Consider the following 18204-nt stretch of genomic DNA (forward strand, 5'->3'; position numbering starts at 1 on the left):
CCATGAATACAGCGCACCGCGAATATTCTGTAACAGCCCGGCATTGTACGGGTTTGTGCGTCCGATGCCATGCTTCAAACCCCAGGATCAAGCATAGTCAAGCACACAAGACCTGTGAGCCAATTTGAGCATGCATTACCTTTTGTGACAAAGGCTTATGAGGGGTATTTGATGAACGTAGCGAAGCATTCACGCCTGATCATCCTCGGCTCCGGCCCGGCCGGTTACAGCGCTGCCGTGTATGCCGCCCGCGCCAACCTCAAACCCGTGGTGATTACCGGCCTGCAGGCCGGTGGCCAGCTCACCACCACCGTCGAGGTCGACAACTGGCCCGGCGACGTCGAAGGCCTCACTGGCCCGGTGTTGATGGAGCGCATGCAGAAGCACGCCGAACGCTTTGCCACAGAGATCGTTTACGACCACATCCACACCGCCAAGTTGCAGCAGCGCCCGTTCGAGCTTGTCGGTGACAGCGGCACTTACACCTGCGATGCGCTGATCATCGCCACCGGCGCCTCGGCGCAATACCTGGGGCTGCCTTCGGAAGAAGCCTTCGCCGGCAAAGGGGTTTCTGCCTGCGCGACCTGTGACGGCTTTTTCTATCGCAATCAGGTGGTCGCCGTGGTCGGCGGCGGCAATACGGCGGTTGAGGAAGCACTGTACCTGTCGAACATCGCCAAGGAGGTGCACCTGATCCATCGCCGCGACAAACTGCGTTCGGAGAAAATCCTCCAGGACAAACTGTTCGAGAAAGCCGCCAACGGCAACGTGCGCCTGCACTGGAATCAGAATCTCGACGAAGTGCTGGGCGATGCCAGCGGCGTCACCGGTGCGCGACTGCGTGACAGCCATACCGGCGAAACCCGCGAACTGGCACTGGCCGGCGTCTTCATCGCCATTGGCCACAAACCCAACACCGACCTGTTTCAAGGCCAGTTGTCGATGCGCGACGGCTATTTGCAGGTCAAGGGCGGCAGTGACGGCGACGCGACCTCCACCGGGATTCCCGGGGTGTTTGCCGCCGGCGACGTGGCCGACCACGTTTATCGTCAGGCGGTGACGTCGGCAGGCGCCGGCTGCATGGCCGCGCTCGATGCCGAGAAGTATCTGGACGACATTCCTGTCATTTAACGGCACACTTTATTGCGGGCCGAACAGCCCGCACCGCCCTCCCCTTCTGCAAGCCTGGATGCCATGCTGACTTGGTTACAACGTAATTCACTGACTTTTCCACCGCTGGAAAAGGCCATGCGCGACCCCAACGGATTGCTCGCCGCTGGTGGCGATCTGTCGGCCGACCGGCTGATTCAAGCGTATCGCCATGGCTGCTTTCCGTGGTTTTCCGAGGGCCAGCCAATTCTCTGGTGGTCGCCGGATCCGCGCACGGTGTTGTTTCCCGACGAACTGCATGTTTCGCGCAGCCTCGGCAAATTACTGCGCCAGGAACGCTATCAAGTGACCTTCGATCAGGACTTCGTTGCGGTAATCCGCGCCTGCGCCGCACCACGGGATTATGCCGACGGCACCTGGATCACCGAGGCGATGCAGGACGCCTATGTCGAACTGCATCGTCGCGGCTTCGCCCATTCGGTGGAGGTCTGGGACCAGGGAGAGCTGGTCGGCGGCCTGTATGGCCTGGCGATGGGCCAACTGTTTTTCGGCGAATCGATGTTCAGCCGCGCCGACAACGCCTCCAAATTCGGCTTTGCCACCCTGGTGCGCCATCTGCAAGACTCGGGATTCGTGCTGATCGATTGCCAGATGCCGACCGATCATCTGCACAGCCTCGGCGCGCGGGCGATTCCTCGTCAGCAATTCGCCGACTTTCTGGCAAATCACCTGGATCAACCCAATCGTGCCACCTGGGTTTGCTGAGCGACTTTTGCGCGCGTGGCTTACACTTAATTCACCAGCTTATCCCGAGGGTTGATCATGACCGAGTTGGCGCGTTTGAAGTTCTATGCCACTCAGCCTCACTCTTGCAGTTATCTGCCCGAGGAGCAGGCCACGACCCTGTTTCTCGATCCGAGTCAGCCCATGGATGTGCATGTCTACGCAGACCTGTCGGAAATGGGCTTTCGTCGCAGCGGCGATCATCTGTACCGCCCGCATTGCCAGAACTGCAATGCGTGCGTGCCTGCGCGCATCCCGGTAGCGCAGTTCACACCCAATCGCCAGCAGAAGCGGATCTTCAAACGCAATACGGATTTGCAGGTGCGCCCGGCCAAACCGCAATTCAGTGAAGAATATTTCGATCTGTACCAGCGCTACATCGAACAACGCCACGCTGACGGCGACATGTACCCGCCAAGCCGTGATCAATTCTCGACTTTTCTGGTACGTGATCTGCCCTTCTCGCGCTTTTACGAGTTCCGACTCGACGGACGGTTGCTCGCCGTGGCGGTGACCGATTTACTGCCGAACGGTTTGTCGGCGGTATACACCTTCTACGAACCCGACGAAGAGCGCCGTAGTCTTGGCCGATTTGCCATTCTCTGGCAAATCGCCGAGGCACAGCGCCTCGGGCTTGAGGCGGTGTACCTCGGGTACTGGATCAAGAACTGCAAAAAGATGAACTACAAGACGCAATACCGACCCATCGAATTGCTGATTAATCAGCGCTGGGTCATCCTCAACTAAACCCAAGCCGTAAACCCCTTGGCGTAAACACCATTTTTCGGGCACAATGCACGCCGCTTTTGCCTGGCGCAGTTGCACCGGGCCATTCATTGGATACCGAGGGCTTTACTGCATGTCGAAAGAAGACAGCTTCGAAATGGAAGGCACTGTCGTCGACACCCTGCCCAACACCATGTTTCGTGTGGAGTTGGAAAATGGGCACGTCGTAACCGCGCATATTTCCGGCAAGATGCGCAAGAACTACATTCGTATTCTTACCGGTGACAAAGTGCGCGTCGAGCTGACGCCCTATGACTTGAGCAAAGGGCGCATTACTTACCGCGCTCGTTAATCAAGTCAATACAGAACGCCCGGTTTATGCCGGGCGTTTTTGTGTCTGCGCTTTGTTGGTTTTGTGTGTATATCCGTTTCTGCGGGTGTTGCCGCTGGCGGTTTCGCTCTTACAGCGAGTCCCTTTTTCAAACGCCAAAAAGGAACCAACAGGCTTTGCCCCTGGCGTACGGCACTTCGCCTAGGCTCAGTGTTCCCTCGCTACGGTGTCCATCCGGGGGCATCGCCTACGGTTTGCTTCGCTGCACCTCCTCTCGATGAATGCGGCTTCGCCGCACGGCGCTGCGCGCCTACCCCCGGATGAACACCTACGCTCGGCCTGCCGATGGGGCAAAAGATCAAAAGCCAAAGCAAGATCAAGTGCCAGATCAAGAGCCAGATCAAGAGCCCCTCACCCTAGCCCTCTCCCGGAGGGAGAGGGAACTGACCGTGGTGTTTGGGAGAGCTACGCCGACGTGCGATACCGAGTTGAACTCAGACTTTGAAAAGCTCACAAATCGGCTCCCTCTCCCTCGGGAGAGGGCTGGGGTGAGGGGCAGCAACAACGCAAATCAAAAGCCGAACACCCACGCTCTTCACCACTCAATAGGCCGAGTGTCAGCTCGCCTGCTCTTGATCTTGATCCACCGGCGACGTCCGAAGGCTGAGTGGAAGGATTGATCCGGGGGTGGGAGCGCAGCGACCGTTTGGCGAAGCCAAACACAGCGAGAGGAGGTGCAGCGAAGCAAACCGGAGACGCTGCGCCCGGATCGATCCCGGAGCGAAGGAACCCCGAGCCCCAGCGAGCGGGCCGCACGTAGGAGCAAGCGTTTTTTGCTTACTTTTTTTGGCGTTTGAAAAAAAGTGAGTCGCCGTAAGGGCGAAACCCTAAGCCGCCGTTACCGCAGCAACGGATATTCACACAAAAATACCAGACAACAAAAAGGCGCCCGAAGGCGCCCTCTTGATCCAAGGCCGTCAGGCCATTTCCGCGGTAGTCTCGAAGTCAAACGTCAACTCACCATCCTTGATGTCGATGTGAACCACACCGCCATGCTCGGCCAGCTCGCCAAACAGAATCTCCTCCGCCAACGGACGCTTGATCTTGTCCTGGATCAGGCGCGCCATCGGACGTGCGCCCATCGCCGAGTCATAACCACCCGCCGCCAGCCAACTACGCGCGGCATCAGTGACCTCAAGCAGCACACGCTTGTCTTCCAGCTGCGCCTGAAGCTCCGTAAGGAACTTGTCCACCACACTTTTGATAACCTCATGACTGAGGCGACCAAACTGGATAATGGTGTCCAGACGGTTACGGAACTCCGGCGTGAAGCTCTTCTTGATCACTTCCATCGCATCAGACGAGTGGTCCTGATGGGTGAAACCGATCGAAGCGCGAGCAGCCGTCTCGGCACCAGCGTTGGTGGTCATGATCACGATCACATTGCGGAAGTCCGCCTTGCGCCCGTTGTTGTCGGTCAGCGTGCCGTGATCCATCACCTGCAGCAGCAGGTTGAAGACTTCCGGATGCGCCTTCTCGATTTCATCGAGCAGCAATACGCAGTGCGGCTGCTTGGTGATCGCTTCGGTCAACAGACCGCCCTGGTCGAAACCGACATAGCCCGGAGGCGCACCGATCAGACGCGATACAGTGTGACGCTCCATGTATTCGGACATGTCGAAGCGAACCAGCTCAATCCCCAACGCCTTGGCCAGTTGCCGCGCAGCCTCGGTTTTACCAACACCGGTCGGGCCTGCGAACAGGAACGAACCGACGGGCTTGTCAGGCGACTTCAGGCCGGCACGCGACAGCTTGATCGCAGTCGACAGCGAATCGATGGCCGCGTCCTGACCAAACACCGTCAACTTCAGGTCACGCTCCAGATTACGCAGCAGCTCCTTGTCGGAACTGGTGACGTGCTTAGGCGGAATCCGCGCGATTTTCGCGACGATGTCTTCAACCTGTGGCACTTCGATGCGCTTCACACGTTTTTCTACCGGTTGCAGACGCTGGTAGGCGCCCGCCTCGTCGATCACGTCGATGGCCTTGTCCGGCATATGCCGATCATTGATGTAGCGCGAGGCCAGTTCAGCAGCGGCGCGCAACGACTCATCGCTGTATTCGATGTTGTGGTGCTGCTCGAAACGCCCTTTCAGGCCGCGCAGAATACCGATGGTGTCTTCCACTGACGGTTCGACAACATCAACCTTCTGGAATCGACGTGCCAAGGCACGATCTTTCTCGAAGATGCCGCGGAATTCCTGGAACGTGGTCGAGCCGATGCAGCGAATGTCGCCAGACGACAGCAACGGTTTGAGCAGGTTCGAGGCATCCATCACGCCACCCGACGCAGCGCCGGCACCAATGATGGTGTGGATCTCGTCGATGAACAGGATCGCCTGCGGACGTTTTTTCAATTCATTGAGCAACGCCTTGAAGCGCTTCTCGAAATCACCGCGATACTTGGTGCCCGCGAGCAGGGCACCGAGGTCGAGGGAGTAAACAACGCTGTTGGCCAACAGATCCGGCACCTGGTTGTCGACAATGCGCTTGGCCAGGCCTTCGGCAATCGCGGTTTTACCCACGCCTGCTTCACCGACCAGCAGCGGATTGTTTTTGCGCCGACGCGCGAGAATCTGCGCGACACGCTCGACTTCCGACTCACGGCCGACCAGCGGATCTATTCGACCCTGACGCGCGAGTTCGTTGAGGTTGCTGGCATAAGCATCCAGAGGATTGCCTGAAGAAGAAGACTCACCGCCCTCGTCGTCCTGCATATCTTGTTCACCTTCAGAGTGATCGCCATGCCCCGGCACTTTGGAAATGCCGTGTGCGATGTAATTGACGACATCGATGCGCGCAACGCTCTGCTGTTTCAGCAGGAACACTGCCTGACTCTCTTGCTCACTGAAGATGGCAACCAGCACGTTAGCGCCGGTTACTTCGCGTTTGCCCGAGCTCTGTACGTGGAAAACAGCACGTTGCAGTACACGCTGGAAGCCCAGGGTTGGCTGGGTTTCGCGATCTTCGTCATGAACGGGGATCAATGGCGTGGTGGAGTCGATGAACTCCTGCAGGTCATGCTTGAGTTTGTCGAGGTTTGCGCCGCAGGCACGCAAAACGGTGGCGGCAGCCTCATTGTCCAATAGGGCCAGCAAAAGGTGTTCGACGGTCATGAATTCATGACGTTTCGAACGAGCCTCCTTGAAGGCTAGATTGAGGGTGACTTCGAGCTCGCGGTTTAACATAGCTTCACCTCATACCCAAGTGGTCGGCGATTAACCGTCCTTCTCGATTTCACAGAGTAGCGGATGCTGGCTTTCCCTGGCGTACTGGTTGACCTGCATGGCCTTTGTCTCGGCGATGTCGCGGGTAAACACTCCACATACTGCCCGTCCTTCTGTGTGGACGGCCAGCATGACCTTGGTCGCCAGCTCGCGATTCAGGTTAAAAAACACCTCGAGCACTTCGACGACGAAATCCATCGGTGTGTAGTCATCGTTGAACAAAACCACCTTGTACATCGGCGGCGCCTGTAACGCAGGCTTTGCTTCCTGAACAGCAACGCCTGCCGAATCGTCGTCGTGCTCCTCTGGAAGATCCTTTTGGAGAAGCGGGCGATCCTGATTGAATGTTAGTCGAATCTGGCTGATTGCATGCATGGAAAGAAAGGTTCGTCAGTTGTGCAAATACAGTGGTGGGGGCGGTTGTCCACGTTTTCAACTCCGACTGCCCGGTCACCTTGACTATCGGGAAAACGGTGTTACAACCAATAGAGCCCACAGTGGGTAAAAAAGATCCGCGGAGTCAATCCTTTTAACGGATTAGATTGCGGATGAATTGGATGATACTCCAGCGATGGAGTCTGTTGCAGAGGGATTTGAGCATGGCTGTCGGCAAGGTGAAATGGTTCAACAATGCCAAGGGATTCGGCTTTATCAATACCGAAGCCCGCGAAGGCCGCGATGAGGATGGCAAAGATATTGATTTCTTTGCGCACTACTCCGCCATTGAGATGGACGGGTATAAAACCCTGAAAGCGGGTCAGGCAGTGAAATTCGAGATCGTGCAAGGCCCCAAAGGCCTTCACGCGGTGAAAATCTGCTCGGCAGACGTGGTCAACGAAGCGACCCCGGCCGCCCCCGCAGCGCAAACGGTATCCAGCTGACGCCTCAGAACCTTCAGCCATAAAAAAACCGCCTGCCTCAATTCATCGAGGCAGGCGGTTTTTTATGTGCCCGCGTTTTACATATGCGAAATCAACGCATCCCCAAAGCCCGAAGACGAAACCAGCTTGGCCCCGTCCATCAGACGTTCGAAGTCATAGGTCACAGTCTTGGCACCAATGGCGCCGTTGGTGCCCTTGATGATCAGATCCGCCGCTTCGGTCCAGCCCATGTGGCGCAGCATCATCTCGGCCGAGAGAATCAGCGAACCCGGGTTGACCTGATCCTTGCCGGCGTACTTCGGCGCAGTACCGTGAGTCGCTTCAAACATCGCCACGGTGTCGGACAGGTTGGCGCCCGGAGCAATACCGATGCCACCCACTTCCGCCGCCAAAGCGTCGGAGAGGTAGTCGCCGTTCAGGTTCAGGGTCGCGATCACATCGTATTCGGCCGGGCGCAGCAGGATCTGCTGAAGCATGGCGTCAGCGATGGCGTCTTTGACCACAACATTCTTGCCGGTTTTCGGGTTTTTGAACTGCATCCACGGGCCGCCGTCGAGCAGGGTCGCGCCGAATTCTTCAGCGGCCACTTCGTAGGCCCACTCTTTGAAGGCACCTTCGGTGAACTTCATGATGTTGCCTTTGTGCACAATGGTCAGCGAATCGCGGTCGTTATCGACCACATACTGCAGAGCCTTGCGCGCCAGGCGCTTGGTGCCTTCCAGCGAAACCGGCTTGACGCCGATGCCGCAGTTTTCGTCGAAACGGATCTTGGTGACGCCCATTTCTTCTTTAAGGAATTTGATGACTTTGGTGGCTTCCGGCGAACCGGCCTTCCACTCAATGCCCGCATAGATGTCTTCGGAGTTCTCGCGGAAGATGGTCATGTCGACATCGCCGGGCTTTTTCACCGGGCTTGGTACGCCTTCGAACCAGCGCACCGGGCGCAGGCAGACGTACAGGTCGAGTTGCTGACGCAGGGCCACGTTCAGCGAGCGGATGCCGCCACCGACCGGGGTGGTCAGCGGGCCTTTGATGGAAACCACGTAATCCTTGACTGCATCGAGGGTTTCCTGAGGCAGCCAGGTGTCCTGATCGTAAACCTGAGTGGCTTTTTCCCCGGCGTAGACTTCCATCCAGGAAATCTTGCGCTTACCGCCGTATGCCTTTTGAACTGCAGCATCGACAACCTTGATCATCACCGGACTGATGTCGACACCAATGCCGTCACCTTCGATGAAGGGGATGATCGGGTTATCAGGAACATTGAGAGAATGGTCTGCATTGACGGTGATTTTGTCGCCGACGGCTGGAACCTGAATCTTCTTGTAACCCATGCTGAACTCCATTGTTTGGATTGAACATCTGGCTTGGTTCGAGCGTAACCCAGTTAAATCAACACGCAAACCCTCTGTTCGTGGCGCGGCTACATCTCGTTTCGTACAAGCCTGAAAGCAAAGGGAAAAGCGCCAAACTCAAGCATTCGCGACGACTCTACGCCCGACCCCGCCCTGCGACCTTTAGACCAATGGACGAGAATCGTTGCATATGAACCATCGGCAGATTGCCAGCTACCTATGTATAATGCCGCCCGCTGACCACAGGGTCACGACGGCTGGCCTCTCTAGCACGAGACTTTCCGCCTGATTGGTCGGGTTGTTACCGCAGCCTGACTGCTTGACGCTCTACTGATGCACCCAACATCACCGCGAAGAATCTCGACATTCGGTTCATGGATGACTTTGAACGAACGCGCTTACCCGGCGCCCCTCGAGTTTCTGCGCACGCTTTAGCAAAGAAGAGAGAGTTAATCCGAATATGCCCACCCGCTCGAAGATCATCTATACCTTCACCGACGAAGCTCCAGCCCTCGCCACCTATTCCCTGCTGCCGATCATCGAGGCTTACACCGCCTCGGCCGATATCGCCGTGGAAACCCGCGATATCTCTCTTGCAGCGCGCATTCTGGCCAGCTTCCCCGAGCAACTGGGCGACAAAGCCGTAGCCGACCACCTCGCCGAACTGGGCGACCTGGCCGTTACGCCTGAAGCCAACATCATCAAGCTGCCGAACATCAGCGCTTCGGTGCCACAGCTGCAAGCCGCGATCAAAGAGCTGCAAGCTCAGGGTTACAACCTGCCGGACTACCCGGAAACCGTGACCAGCGACGCTGACAAAGACGCCAAGGCGCGTTACGACAAGGTCAAGGGCAGCGCCGTGAACCCGGTTCTGCGCGAAGGCAACTCCGACCGTCGCGCACCGCTGTCGGTGAAGAACTACGCTCGCAAGCACCCGCACAAAATGGGCGCCTGGGCCAAAGACTCCAAGTCCCACGTCGCTCACATGAGCACCGGCGATTTCTACGGCAGCGAAAAAGCTGCCCTGATCGACGCCGCTGACGCCGTGAAGATCGAGCTGATCGCCAAGGACGGTACCGCTACCGTCCTGAAAGAAAAAACCACCGTTCAGGCCGGCGAGATCCTCGACTGCGCCGTGATGAGCAAAAACGCCCTGCGCGCGTTCATCGCTGCTGAAATCGAAAGCGCCAAGGCGCAAGGCGTGCTGCTCTCGGTGCACCTGAAAGCGACCATGATGAAGGTCTCCGACCCGATCATGTTCGGCCAGATCGTTGCCGAGTTCTATAAAGACGCCCTGACCAAGCACGCTGACGTGCTGGCCGAAATCGGCTTCAACCTGAACAACGGCATCGGCGATCTGTACGCGCGCATCAAGGCCCTGCCGGCTGAGCAGCAAGCTCAGATCGAAGCTGACATGGCCGCGGTCTACGCTGCTCGCCCATCGCTGGCGATGGTCAACTCCGACAAAGGCATCACCAACCTGCACGTGCCGAGCGACGTGATCGTCGACGCCTCGATGCCAGCGATGATCCGTGACTCCGGCAAAATGTGGGGCACCGATGGTCAGCTGCACGACACCAAGGCGGTGATCCCGGATCGTTGCTACGCGACCATCTACCAGGCTGTGATCGAAGATTGCAAAGCCAATGGCGCTTTCGACCCGACCACCATGGGCAGCGTGCCAAACGTTGGCCTGATGGCGAAGAAAGCCGAAGAGTACGGCTCGCACGACAAAACCTTCCAGATCAAGGCTGACGGCGTGGTTCGCGTCACTGACAGCAAGGGCAACCTGCTGATGGAACAGACTGTTGAAGCCGGCGACATCTTCCGCATGTGCCAGACCAAAGACGCGCCGATCCAGGACTGGGTCAAACTGGCCGTCAACCGTGCTCGCGCAAGCAGCACGCCAGCGATCTTCTGGCTCGACCCAATGCGCGCTCACGACGGCGTAGTGATCGAGAAAGTTCAGGCTTACCTGAAGGATCACGACACGGCCGGTCTGGACATCCAGATCATGGCACCGGTCGACGCGATGAAGTACACCCTGCAGCGCACCCGCGAAGGCAAGGACACCATTTCGGTGACCGGCAACGTACTGCGCGACTACCTGACCGACCTGTTCCCGATCATGGAACTGGGCACCAGCGCCAAGATGCTGTCGATCGTGCCGCTGATGAACGGCGGTGGCCTGTTCGAAACCGGCGCCGGCGGTTCGGCTCCGAAGCACGTGCAGCAACTGGTTGAAGAGAACTTCCTGCGCTGGGATTCGCTGGGCGAGTTCCTCGCACTGGCAGCGTCCCTTGAGCATCTGGGTGTGAACTACAACAACCCGAAAGCACTGGTACTGTCGAAAACCTTGGATCAGGCCACTGGCCAGTTCCTCGACAACAACAAGTCGCCATCGCGCAAAGTCGGCAACATCGACAACCGCGGCAGCCACTTCTACCTGGCGATGTACTGGGCTCAGGCCCTGGCCGCCCAGACTGAAGACGCTGCACTGCAAGCGCAATTCGCCACTCTGGCAAAAACCCTGACCGAGAACGAAGCAACCATCGTTGCCGAGCTCAACGCCGTTCAGGGCAAGCCAGTCGACATCGGCGGTTACTACCACGCCAATGCCGAGCTGATCAGCAAGGCCATGCGCCCAAGCGCAACCCTCAACGCGGCGATTGCTGCGCTGGTTTAAGGTTGTAGCGCTGTAATCGAACCCCGGCCCTGTGCCGGGGTTTGTGTTTCCAGAGCTCACACAATTCCCCTGTGGGAGCGAGCCTGCTCGCGATAGCGGTTTATCATTCAGCATCTGCATTGACTGACACACCGCTTTCGCGAGCAGGCTCGCTCCCACAGGGGGAATGGGTTTCAATTCAACATTTGAGGACAACTCATGGAATGGCTCCCCCACATCACCGTCGCCACCATCGTCGAGGACAACGGTCGCTTCCTGATGGTCGAAGAACACAAGGCCGGGCGTAATGTGCTCAACCAGCCCGCCGGCCATCTCGACCCGGACGAAACCCTGATCGATGCAGCCGTGCGCGAGACCCTCGAAGAAACCGGTTGGGACGTCGAACCCACCGGCGTCATCGGCATTTACCTGTACACCGCGCCGAGCAACGGCGTGACTTACCAGCGCGTGTGCTTCAGCGCCAAAGCCGTCAAACACCACCCGGATTATCAACTCGACGACGGCATCGTCGGTGCCAAGTGGCTGACCCGCGACGAATTAATCGCCCAACGCGACAACTGGCGCAGTGAGCTGATCATCCGTTGCATCGACGATTATCTGGCCGGCCATCACTTCAGCCTCGAACTGATCCGCCCTTCTCTTTAGCCTTGAGGCCGCGAGCCTGCTAGAATCGCGTCCTTTTTCAAGACACTCATTGAATCCCTATGCGTGATCCAGCCCCTTCTGACACATCCAAGAAGCGCGTCATTGTCGGCATGTCCGGCGGCGTGGACTCTTCCGTTTCCGCTCTCCTGCTGATCGAGCAGGGTTACGAGGTGGAAGGCCTGTTCATGAAGAACTGGGAAGAAGACGACGGAACGGAATACTGCACCGCCATGGACGACCTGGCGGATGCCCAGGCTGTCTGCGACAAGATTGGCATCAAGCTGCACACCGCCAACTTCGCCGCCGAGTACTGGGACAACGTGTTCGAGCACTTTTTGGCCGAGTACAAGGCCGGACGCACGCCGAACCCGGACATCCTCTGCAACCGCGAGATCAAGTTCAAGGCGTTCCTCGACTACGCCATGATGCTCGGCGCCGACCTGATCGCCACCGGCCACTACGTGCGCCGCCGCGACATCGATGGTCGTACCGAACTGCTCAAAGGCCTCGATCCGAACAAGGATCAGAGCTACTTCCTGCACGCCGTCGGCGGTGAACAGATCGCCAAGACCCTGTTCCCGGTCGGCGAACTGGAAAAGCCGGAAGTGCGCGCAATTGCCGAGAAATACGAGCTGGCGACCGCCAAGAAGAAGGATTCCACCGGGATCTGCTTTATCGGCGAGCGTCGCTTCAGCGATTTCCTCAAGCAATACCTGCCCGCGCAACCGGGCGAGATCAAGACCACCGAAGGCGAAGTCATCGGCCGTCATCACGGTTTGATGTACCACACCATCGGTCAGCGCCAGGGCCTCGGTATCGGCGGTTTGAAAGACGCCGGCGACGAGCCTTGGTACGTGCTGCGCAAGGATCTCGACACCAACGAGCTGATCGTCGGCCAGGGCAACAACCATCCGTGGCTGTTCTCCGGCGCCCTGCTCGCTTCGGAAATCTATTGGGTCAACCCGATCGACCTGAGCCAACCGCTGCGCCTGACCGCCAAAGTGCGTTATCGCCAGAGCGATCAGGCCTGCACCCTGGAAAAAACCGCCAGCGGTTACCGCGCCGTGTTCGACGAACCGCAACGCGCGGTCACGCCGGGCCAATCGGTGGTTTTCTATGACGGTGAAATCTGCCTCGGTGGCGGCGTGATCGAAGTCGCCGAGCCGTGGAGCGGCCAGGCATGAGCCCGACTCAGGAACAACTGACGGCGCTGGGCGGCGTGTTTCTCGCCGCCGTGCTGGTCGACCGGATCGCCAAGACCGGCCAGACCAGCGAAGCTGGCCTTAGTTGCATGCTCGGCAGCCTGCTGGTGCGCGACCCGAAGGACACGCTGGACGTGTACGGTGGCGATGACCTCAATCTGCGCGAAGGCTATCGAGCGCTGATCGGTGCACTGGAACGCGACCCGAGCACGTTGCAACGCGAGCCACTGCGCTACGCCCTGTCGATGCTCGGCCTGGAGCGTCAACTGGCCAAGCGCAACGACATGCTCGACATCATCGGCAAGCGTTTGCCGCAGATCCAGTCGCAGGTCGAGCATTTCGGCCCGGCCCACGAAAACGTGGTCGCGGCTTGCGGCGCGCTGTATCAGGACACCCTGAGCACCCTGCGCCAACGCATTCAGGTGCACGGCGACATGCGCAACCTGCAGCAACCGAGCAACGCCTCGAAGATCCGCGCCCTGCTGCTTGCCGGCATCCGTTCAGCGCGCCTGTGGCGGCAGCTCGGCGGCCATCGCTGGCAGTTGGTGATCAGCCGGCGCAAGCTGCTCAAAGAGCTGTATCCGTTGATGCGCAGCGAGTAATTCGCCCTGCAATAAAAGCTTTGTAGTCTGTAACGCGTAATACGCCGGTCAGTTGGCAACGGACCGGCGGATTTTTTCATGTATGATACGCGCCCCATTTCGTTGCCCGACTGTCCGAGAACACCCCATGCAGCTTTCTTCGCTCACTGCGGTTTCCCCTGTTGACGGCCGCTACGCCGGCAAAACCCAGGCCCTGCGCCCGATTTTCAGCGAGTACGGTCTGATCCGTGCCCGTGTTCTGGTTGAAGTGCGCTGGCTCCAGCGCCTGGCCGCCCACGCGGGTATCCCTGAAGTGCCAGCCTTCTCCGCCGAGGCCAACGCCGTTCTCAATGAACTGGCTGAAAACTTCTCGCTGGAGCACGCCGAGCGCGTCAAAGAGATCGAGCGCACCACCAACCACGACGTCAAAGCGATCGAATACCTGCTCAAAGAGCAGGCGGCCAAGCTGCCGGAGCTGGCCAAGGTCAGCGAGTTCATTCACTTTGCCTGCACCAGCGAAGACATCAACAACCTGTCCCACGCCCTGATGCTGCGCGAAGGCCGTGATGACGTGATGCTGCCGCTGATGCGCCAGACCGCCAACGCCATCCGCGAACTGGCCATCCGTTTTGCTGACGTGCCGATGCTGTCGCGCACTCACGGCCAACCAGCCTCCCCGACCACTCTGGGTAAAGAGCTGGCGAACGTGGTTTACCGTCTCGAGCGTCAGATCGCTCAAGTCGCTGCCGTGCCGCTGCTGGGCAAGATCAACGGCGCTGTCGGCAACTACAACGCGCACCTGTCGGCCTACCCGCAGATCGACTGGGAAGCCAACGCCCGCGCCTTCATAGAAGACGAGCTGGGCCTGGGCTTCAACCCGTACACCACGCAGATCGAACCGCACGACTACATCGCCGAGCTGTTCGACGCAATTGCGCGCTTCAATACCATCCTGATCGACTTCGACCGTGACATCTGGGGCTACATCTCCCTGGGTTATTTCAAGCAGCGCACCATCGCTGGCGAAATCGGTTCGTCGACCATGCCGCACAAGGTCAACCCGATCGACTTCGAAAACTCCGAAGGCAACCTGGGCATCGCCAACGCATTGTTCCAGCACCTGGCGAGCAAACTGCCGATTTCCCGCTGGCAGCGCGACCTGACCGACTCCACCGTACTGCGCAACCTCGGTGTCGGCTTCGCCCACAGCGTGATCGCCTACGAAGCCAGCCTCAAAGGCATCAGCAAACTGGAGCTCAACGAGCAGAAGATTGCCGCTGACCTCGACGCTTGCTGGGAAGTATTGGCTGAGCCGATCCAGACCGTGATGCGCCGCTACAACATCGAAAACCCGTACGAGAAGCTGAAAGAACTGACGCGCGGCAAGGGCATCAGCCCTGAAGCGTTGCAGACTTTCATCGACGGCCTGGACATGCCAGCGCAAGCGAAAGCCGAGCTCAAGCAACTGACTCCGGCCAACTACATCGGCAACGCTGTAGCGCAAGCCAAACGCATCTGATCGACCGCTTGATCCGTTTGAGACGCCCGGCCGCGCCGGGCGTTTTTATTCCCGTCTGAAAAGTGCTTTTTTTCAATAGGTTACATATGAATCCCGATATTCCTCTTCAACTTCTGGGCGGCATCACGGCACGCGAGTTCCTGCGTGACTACTGGCAGAAAAAGCCATTGCTGATCCGCCAGGCGATTCCTGATTTCGAAAGCCCGATCGACGCCGACGAACTGGCCGGCCTGGCCCTGGAAGAAGAAGTCGAATCGCGCCTGGTGATCGAGCACGGCGAGCGCCCTTGGGAACTGCGTCGCGGCCCGTTCGCTGAAGACGAGTTCAGCAAATTGCCGGAAAAAGAGTGGACCCTGCTGGTTCAGGCCGTCGACCAATTCGTGCCGGAAGTCAGCGAGCTGCTGGAAAACTTCCGCTTCCTGCCGAGCTGGCGCGTTGACGACGTGATGATCAGCTTCGCCGCCCCGGGTGGCAGCGTTGGTCCGCACTTCGACAACTACGACGTGTTCCTGCTGCAAGGCCACGGCAAGCGCAACTGGAAAATCGGCCAGATGTGCGATTCCGAGAGCCCACTGCTGCAACACGCGGATCTGCGCATCCTCGCCGAATTCCACGAGACCGAAGAGTGGGTGCTGGAACCGGGCGACATGCTCTACCTGCCACCGCGTCTGGCTCATTGCGGTGTCGCGGTCGACAACTGCATGACCTACTCGGTCGGTTTCCGCGCACCAAGCGCTTCCGAAGTGCTGACTCACTTCACCGACTTCCTCAGCCAGTTCCTGACTGACGAAGAGCGCTACACCGATGCCGACGCGCAGCCAGCAGCCGATCCACATCAGATTCAACATGATGCACTGGATCGCCTCAAAGCTCTGCTCGCCGAGCACATGAGCGACGAACGCCTGCTGCTGACCTGGTTCGGCCAGTACATGACCGAGCCACGCTATCCGGAACTGGTGGCCGGCCCGGAAGAAATCGAAGAAGAAGACTTCCTCGCCGCCCTGCAGGATGGCGCCATTCTGATCCGCAACCCGAGTGCGCGCCTGGCCTGGTCGGAAGTCGATGACGACCTGCTGCTGTTCGCCAGCGGCCAGAGCCGTTACCTGCCGGGCAAGCTGCGCGAACTGTTGAAGCTGATCTGCGCCGCTGACGCCCTGCACACTGACAACCTCGGTGAGTGGCTGAACGACGAAGACGCTTGCGGCCTGCTGTGCCAGTTGGTCAAGCAAGGGAGCCTGGGGTTCGCCGATGAATAAGATTCGCGTACGTGTCGCAGACTGGCAGAAGGACATCGCCGAGATCCGGCGCATTCGTGAAACGGTGTTCATCGCCGAACAATCGGTGCCACCTGAGCTGGAATGGGACGCGGATGACGCGACCGCCGTACATTTTCTGGCGTTTGAAGGCGACTTTCCGATTGGCACTGCGCGCTTGTTGCCCGACGGGCACATTGGCCGGGTTTCGGTGCTGAAAGACTGGCGCGGCATGAAAGTCGGTGATGCGCTGATGCAAGCGGTGATTGCTGAAGCTGAAGAACGTGGATTGAAGCAGCAAATGCTCAGCGCGCAGGTTCAGGCCACCGCGTTCTATGAGCGCTTGGGCTTCAGCTTGGTCAGCGAGGAATTCCTCGAGGCCGGGATTCCGCATGTCGACATGGTTCGCCATTCGGCCTGAGACCCGCCCTGATCGTTCCCACGCTCTGCGTGGGAATGCCTCTCGGGACGCTCCGCATCCCTTGCGGCATGTGACGCAGAGCGTCACTGGCTGCATTCCCACGCAGAGCGTGGGAACGATCACGCCCCGACATCAACCGATGCCGGGGCGTTTTGCTGTCTACGATTCAACTTGCCCCACCCCAGGCCGACAAACTGGCAATATCAAGCCTTTCGAAAGCGGAGATAACGGACATGTCCCTACGCACCCTGCTCACCACCCTGCTGCTCGGTTGCAGTTTTTCGGTGATGGCAGCCACAGAAATCGTGCCTCTCAATTACCGCACCAGTACCGACATGCTGCCGATGGCGCAAGACTTCCTCGGCAAGGACGGTCAGGTCAGCGCCTACGGCAACCAGCTGATCATCAAGGCCGAGCCGGACAAGATTCAGGAACTCAAGGCGCTGATCACCCAACTGGACACTGCGCCCAAGCGCTTGCTGATCACCGTCGACACCAATGAAAACAATGGCCGTGGCGACGAAGGTTATTCGGTCAACGGCGCTCAGCCGAATCAGACCCGCATCATCAGCCGCAGCACCACCAGCCGCGAAGGCGGCGTCCAGCAGGTTCAGGCCACCGATGGCATGCCGGCGCTGATTCAAGTCGGCCAAAGCGTGCCGCTCACCAATGTTCAGAGCGATTCCTACGGCGGTTACAACAGCCAGACGCAATACCGCAACGTCACCCAGGGTTTCTATGTCACCGCCAGCGTCACCGGCGACATCGTTCACCTGGCGATCAGTACCAACCGTGACCGCATGAGCCAGGAACGTCCCGATGTAGTGAACGTGCAAAGCACCGACACAACTGTCAGCGGGCGCCTCGGTGAATGGATCACCCTCGCCGGTGTCAATCGCCAGACTCAGGCCGACAAACAGGGCCTGACCCGCAGCTACTCGACTCAAGGCCGGGATGACATGACCTTGCGGGTGAAAGTCGACGCTCTGGACTAAAGCACCGAAAACTGACTTATTAGTCGTATTAGACGAAAGATGTAGTGCTTGAAAAAAAGCACTACAAAACGTTTGACGGGGTAAAAAAGCGAAGGCATGATGGCCTCGCTCCCGCTAATCAGAGGCCCTGGCAAGGGCCTTCGAAGCGATGTTCGCACCTACCCCGCGAACCGCTTCGTGTCTGTACCGCCCACAAGGTGTGTTTGACGAGGTTGCCGACTGGAACGAAGTTGTCCCGAGGGACGGAAGCGTAATTAGGTAACCCGGCTTCACACTGTAGACCGTATAAAGGCCCACGACGCCCGAATGCGCCCGCAGTCCGCCACTACCTGCTCACTTCCCCTCGAGCCCATCGTTCATCCCGTCGCCTACCCCGCCGAATCCGTCTTGACCACCTAAGCTTCTGGTCAGCGAGCGCAGGAATTTTCC

16 protein-coding genes are annotated in these 18204 nt (G+C 58.7%); 13 read left to right on the forward strand and 3 right to left on the reverse strand.

Annotation, left to right across the window (positions count from 1 at the left end; all coding sequences use genetic code 11):
* Positions 1-171: 171 nt before the first annotated feature.
* The 4 genes from trxB to infA all read left to right on the forward strand — a co-directional run bounded on the left by trxB (position 172) and on the right by infA (position 2971).
* Positions 172-1131 carry a thioredoxin-disulfide reductase gene (gene trxB, locus CCX46_RS19085; protein ID WP_127928931.1) on the forward strand — a complete coding sequence of 320 codons (960 nt, stop codon included), beginning with the start codon at positions 172-174 and terminating at the stop codon, positions 1129-1131.
* A 63-nt stretch (positions 1132-1194) separates the two neighbouring features.
* Positions 1195-1875 carry a leucyl/phenylalanyl-tRNA--protein transferase gene (gene aat, locus CCX46_RS19090; RefSeq protein ID WP_127928933.1) on the forward strand — a complete coding sequence of 227 codons (681 nt, stop codon included), beginning with the start codon at positions 1195-1197 and terminating at the stop codon, positions 1873-1875.
* A 57-nt stretch (positions 1876-1932) separates the two neighbouring features.
* Complete coding sequence (locus CCX46_RS19095; RefSeq protein WP_110719379.1) at positions 1933-2640, forward strand: arginyltransferase; 708 nt, start codon at positions 1933-1935, stop codon at positions 2638-2640.
* A 112-nt stretch (positions 2641-2752) separates the two neighbouring features.
* Entirely contained in the window at positions 2753-2971 is a 219-nt protein-coding gene (gene infA, locus CCX46_RS19100) for a translation initiation factor IF-1 (RefSeq protein WP_002553999.1), read from the forward strand.
* Positions 2972-3927: 956 nt separating this feature from the next.
* Here infA and clpA read toward each other — a convergent pair.
* Positions 3928-6198: an ATP-dependent Clp protease ATP-binding subunit ClpA gene (gene clpA / locus CCX46_RS19105; protein WP_016987404.1), complete on the reverse strand. Its 2271-nt coding sequence runs from the start codon at positions 6196-6198 to the stop codon at positions 3928-3930.
* Between the two features lie 30 nt (positions 6199-6228).
* Complete coding sequence (gene clpS, locus CCX46_RS19110; protein ID WP_016987405.1) at positions 6229-6612, reverse strand: ATP-dependent Clp protease adapter ClpS; 384 nt, start codon at positions 6610-6612, stop codon at positions 6229-6231.
* 224 nt (positions 6613-6836) lie between these two features.
* Here clpS and CCX46_RS19115 point away from each other — a divergent pair, with 224 nt between their 5' ends.
* The gene (locus tag CCX46_RS19115) at positions 6837-7118 is read left to right on the forward strand and encodes a cold shock domain-containing protein (RefSeq protein WP_127928935.1); all 282 of its coding nucleotides are present in this window, start codon (positions 6837-6839) and stop codon (positions 7116-7118) included.
* A 77-nt stretch (positions 7119-7195) separates the two neighbouring features.
* On the opposite strand, the gene icd is transcribed toward CCX46_RS19115, so the two are convergent.
* The gene (icd, locus tag CCX46_RS19120) at positions 7196-8452 is read right to left on the reverse strand and encodes an NADP-dependent isocitrate dehydrogenase (protein ID WP_034155137.1); all 1257 of its coding nucleotides are present in this window, start codon (positions 8450-8452) and stop codon (positions 7196-7198) included.
* 481 nt (positions 8453-8933) lie between these two features.
* Here icd and CCX46_RS19130 point away from each other — a divergent pair, with 481 nt between their 5' ends.
* The 8 genes from CCX46_RS19130 (at position 8934) to CCX46_RS19165 (ending at position 17775) form a co-directional block, all read left to right on the forward strand.
* On the forward strand, positions 8934-11159 hold the full coding sequence (locus tag CCX46_RS19130) for an NADP-dependent isocitrate dehydrogenase (RefSeq protein ID WP_127928937.1): 2226 nt from the start codon (positions 8934-8936) through the stop codon (positions 11157-11159).
* A gap of 198 nt (positions 11160-11357) precedes the next feature.
* Positions 11358-11804 (forward strand): NUDIX hydrolase, encoded by a 447-nt coding sequence (locus CCX46_RS19135; RefSeq protein WP_102358980.1) that lies wholly within the window; start codon positions 11358-11360, stop codon positions 11802-11804.
* 59 nt (positions 11805-11863) lie between these two features.
* A complete protein-coding gene (gene mnmA, locus CCX46_RS19140; RefSeq protein ID WP_127928939.1) occupies positions 11864-12988 on the forward strand; it encodes a tRNA 2-thiouridine(34) synthase MnmA in 1125 nt (374 codons plus the stop codon).
* Positions 12985-13608: a high frequency lysogenization protein HflD gene (gene hflD, locus CCX46_RS19145; RefSeq protein WP_127928941.1), complete on the forward strand. Its 624-nt coding sequence runs from the start codon at positions 12985-12987 to the stop codon at positions 13606-13608. The genes mnmA and hflD overlap by 4 nt, the downstream gene beginning before the upstream one ends.
* 127 nt (positions 13609-13735) lie before the next feature.
* Positions 13736-15106, forward strand: a complete 1371-nt coding sequence (gene purB, locus CCX46_RS19150; RefSeq protein WP_016987412.1) for an adenylosuccinate lyase — start codon at positions 13736-13738, stop codon at positions 15104-15106.
* 86 nt (positions 15107-15192) lie between these two features.
* Entirely contained in the window at positions 15193-16362 is a 1170-nt protein-coding gene (locus tag CCX46_RS19155; protein WP_102899355.1) for a ribosomal protein uL16 3-hydroxylase, read from the forward strand.
* Positions 16355-16780: a GNAT family N-acetyltransferase gene (locus CCX46_RS19160; protein WP_034155132.1), complete on the forward strand. Its 426-nt coding sequence runs from the start codon at positions 16355-16357 to the stop codon at positions 16778-16780. The genes CCX46_RS19155 and CCX46_RS19160 overlap by 8 nt, the downstream gene beginning before the upstream one ends.
* A 233-nt stretch (positions 16781-17013) precedes the next feature.
* Positions 17014-17775: a secretin N-terminal domain-containing protein gene (locus tag CCX46_RS19165; protein ID WP_095113686.1), complete on the forward strand. Its 762-nt coding sequence runs from the start codon at positions 17014-17016 to the stop codon at positions 17773-17775.
* Positions 17776-18204 lie beyond the last annotated feature (429 nt).

Source organism: Pseudomonas sp. RU47, from assembly GCF_004011755.1.
Classification (GTDB): Bacteria; Pseudomonadota; Gammaproteobacteria; order Pseudomonadales; family Pseudomonadaceae; genus Aquipseudomonas.

Coding starts and splice junctions, on each gene's coding strand:
- CCX46_RS19160 (WP_034155132.1), top strand. CDS start 16,355: ATGAATAAGATTCGCGTACGTGTCGCAGACTGGCAGAAGGACATCGCC.
- CCX46_RS19130 (WP_127928937.1), top strand. CDS start 8,934: ATGCCCACCCGCTCGAAGATCATCTATACCTTCACCGACGAAGCTCCA.
- infA (WP_002553999.1), top strand. CDS start 2,753: ATGTCGAAAGAAGACAGCTTCGAAATGGAAGGCACTGTCGTCGACACC.
- CCX46_RS19135 (WP_102358980.1), top strand. CDS start 11,358: ATGGAATGGCTCCCCCACATCACCGTCGCCACCATCGTCGAGGACAAC.
- CCX46_RS19095 (WP_110719379.1), top strand. CDS start 1,933: ATGACCGAGTTGGCGCGTTTGAAGTTCTATGCCACTCAGCCTCACTCT.
- clpA (WP_016987404.1), bottom strand. CDS start 6,198: ATGTTAAACCGCGAGCTCGAAGTCACCCTCAATCTAGCCTTCAAGGAG.
- clpS (WP_016987405.1), bottom strand. CDS start 6,612: ATGCATGCAATCAGCCAGATTCGACTAACATTCAATCAGGATCGCCCG.
- icd (WP_034155137.1), bottom strand. CDS start 8,452: ATGGGTTACAAGAAGATTCAGGTTCCAGCCGTCGGCGACAAAATCACC.
- CCX46_RS19165 (WP_095113686.1), top strand. CDS start 17,014: ATGTCCCTACGCACCCTGCTCACCACCCTGCTGCTCGGTTGCAGTTTT.
- purB (WP_016987412.1), top strand. CDS start 13,736: ATGCAGCTTTCTTCGCTCACTGCGGTTTCCCCTGTTGACGGCCGCTAC.
- trxB (WP_127928931.1), top strand. CDS start 172: ATGAACGTAGCGAAGCATTCACGCCTGATCATCCTCGGCTCCGGCCCG.
- CCX46_RS19115 (WP_127928935.1), top strand. CDS start 6,837: ATGGCTGTCGGCAAGGTGAAATGGTTCAACAATGCCAAGGGATTCGGC.
- aat (WP_127928933.1), top strand. CDS start 1,195: ATGCTGACTTGGTTACAACGTAATTCACTGACTTTTCCACCGCTGGAA.
- mnmA (WP_127928939.1), top strand. CDS start 11,864: ATGCGTGATCCAGCCCCTTCTGACACATCCAAGAAGCGCGTCATTGTC.
- hflD (WP_127928941.1), top strand. CDS start 12,985: ATGAGCCCGACTCAGGAACAACTGACGGCGCTGGGCGGCGTGTTTCTC.
- CCX46_RS19155 (WP_102899355.1), top strand. CDS start 15,193: ATGAATCCCGATATTCCTCTTCAACTTCTGGGCGGCATCACGGCACGC.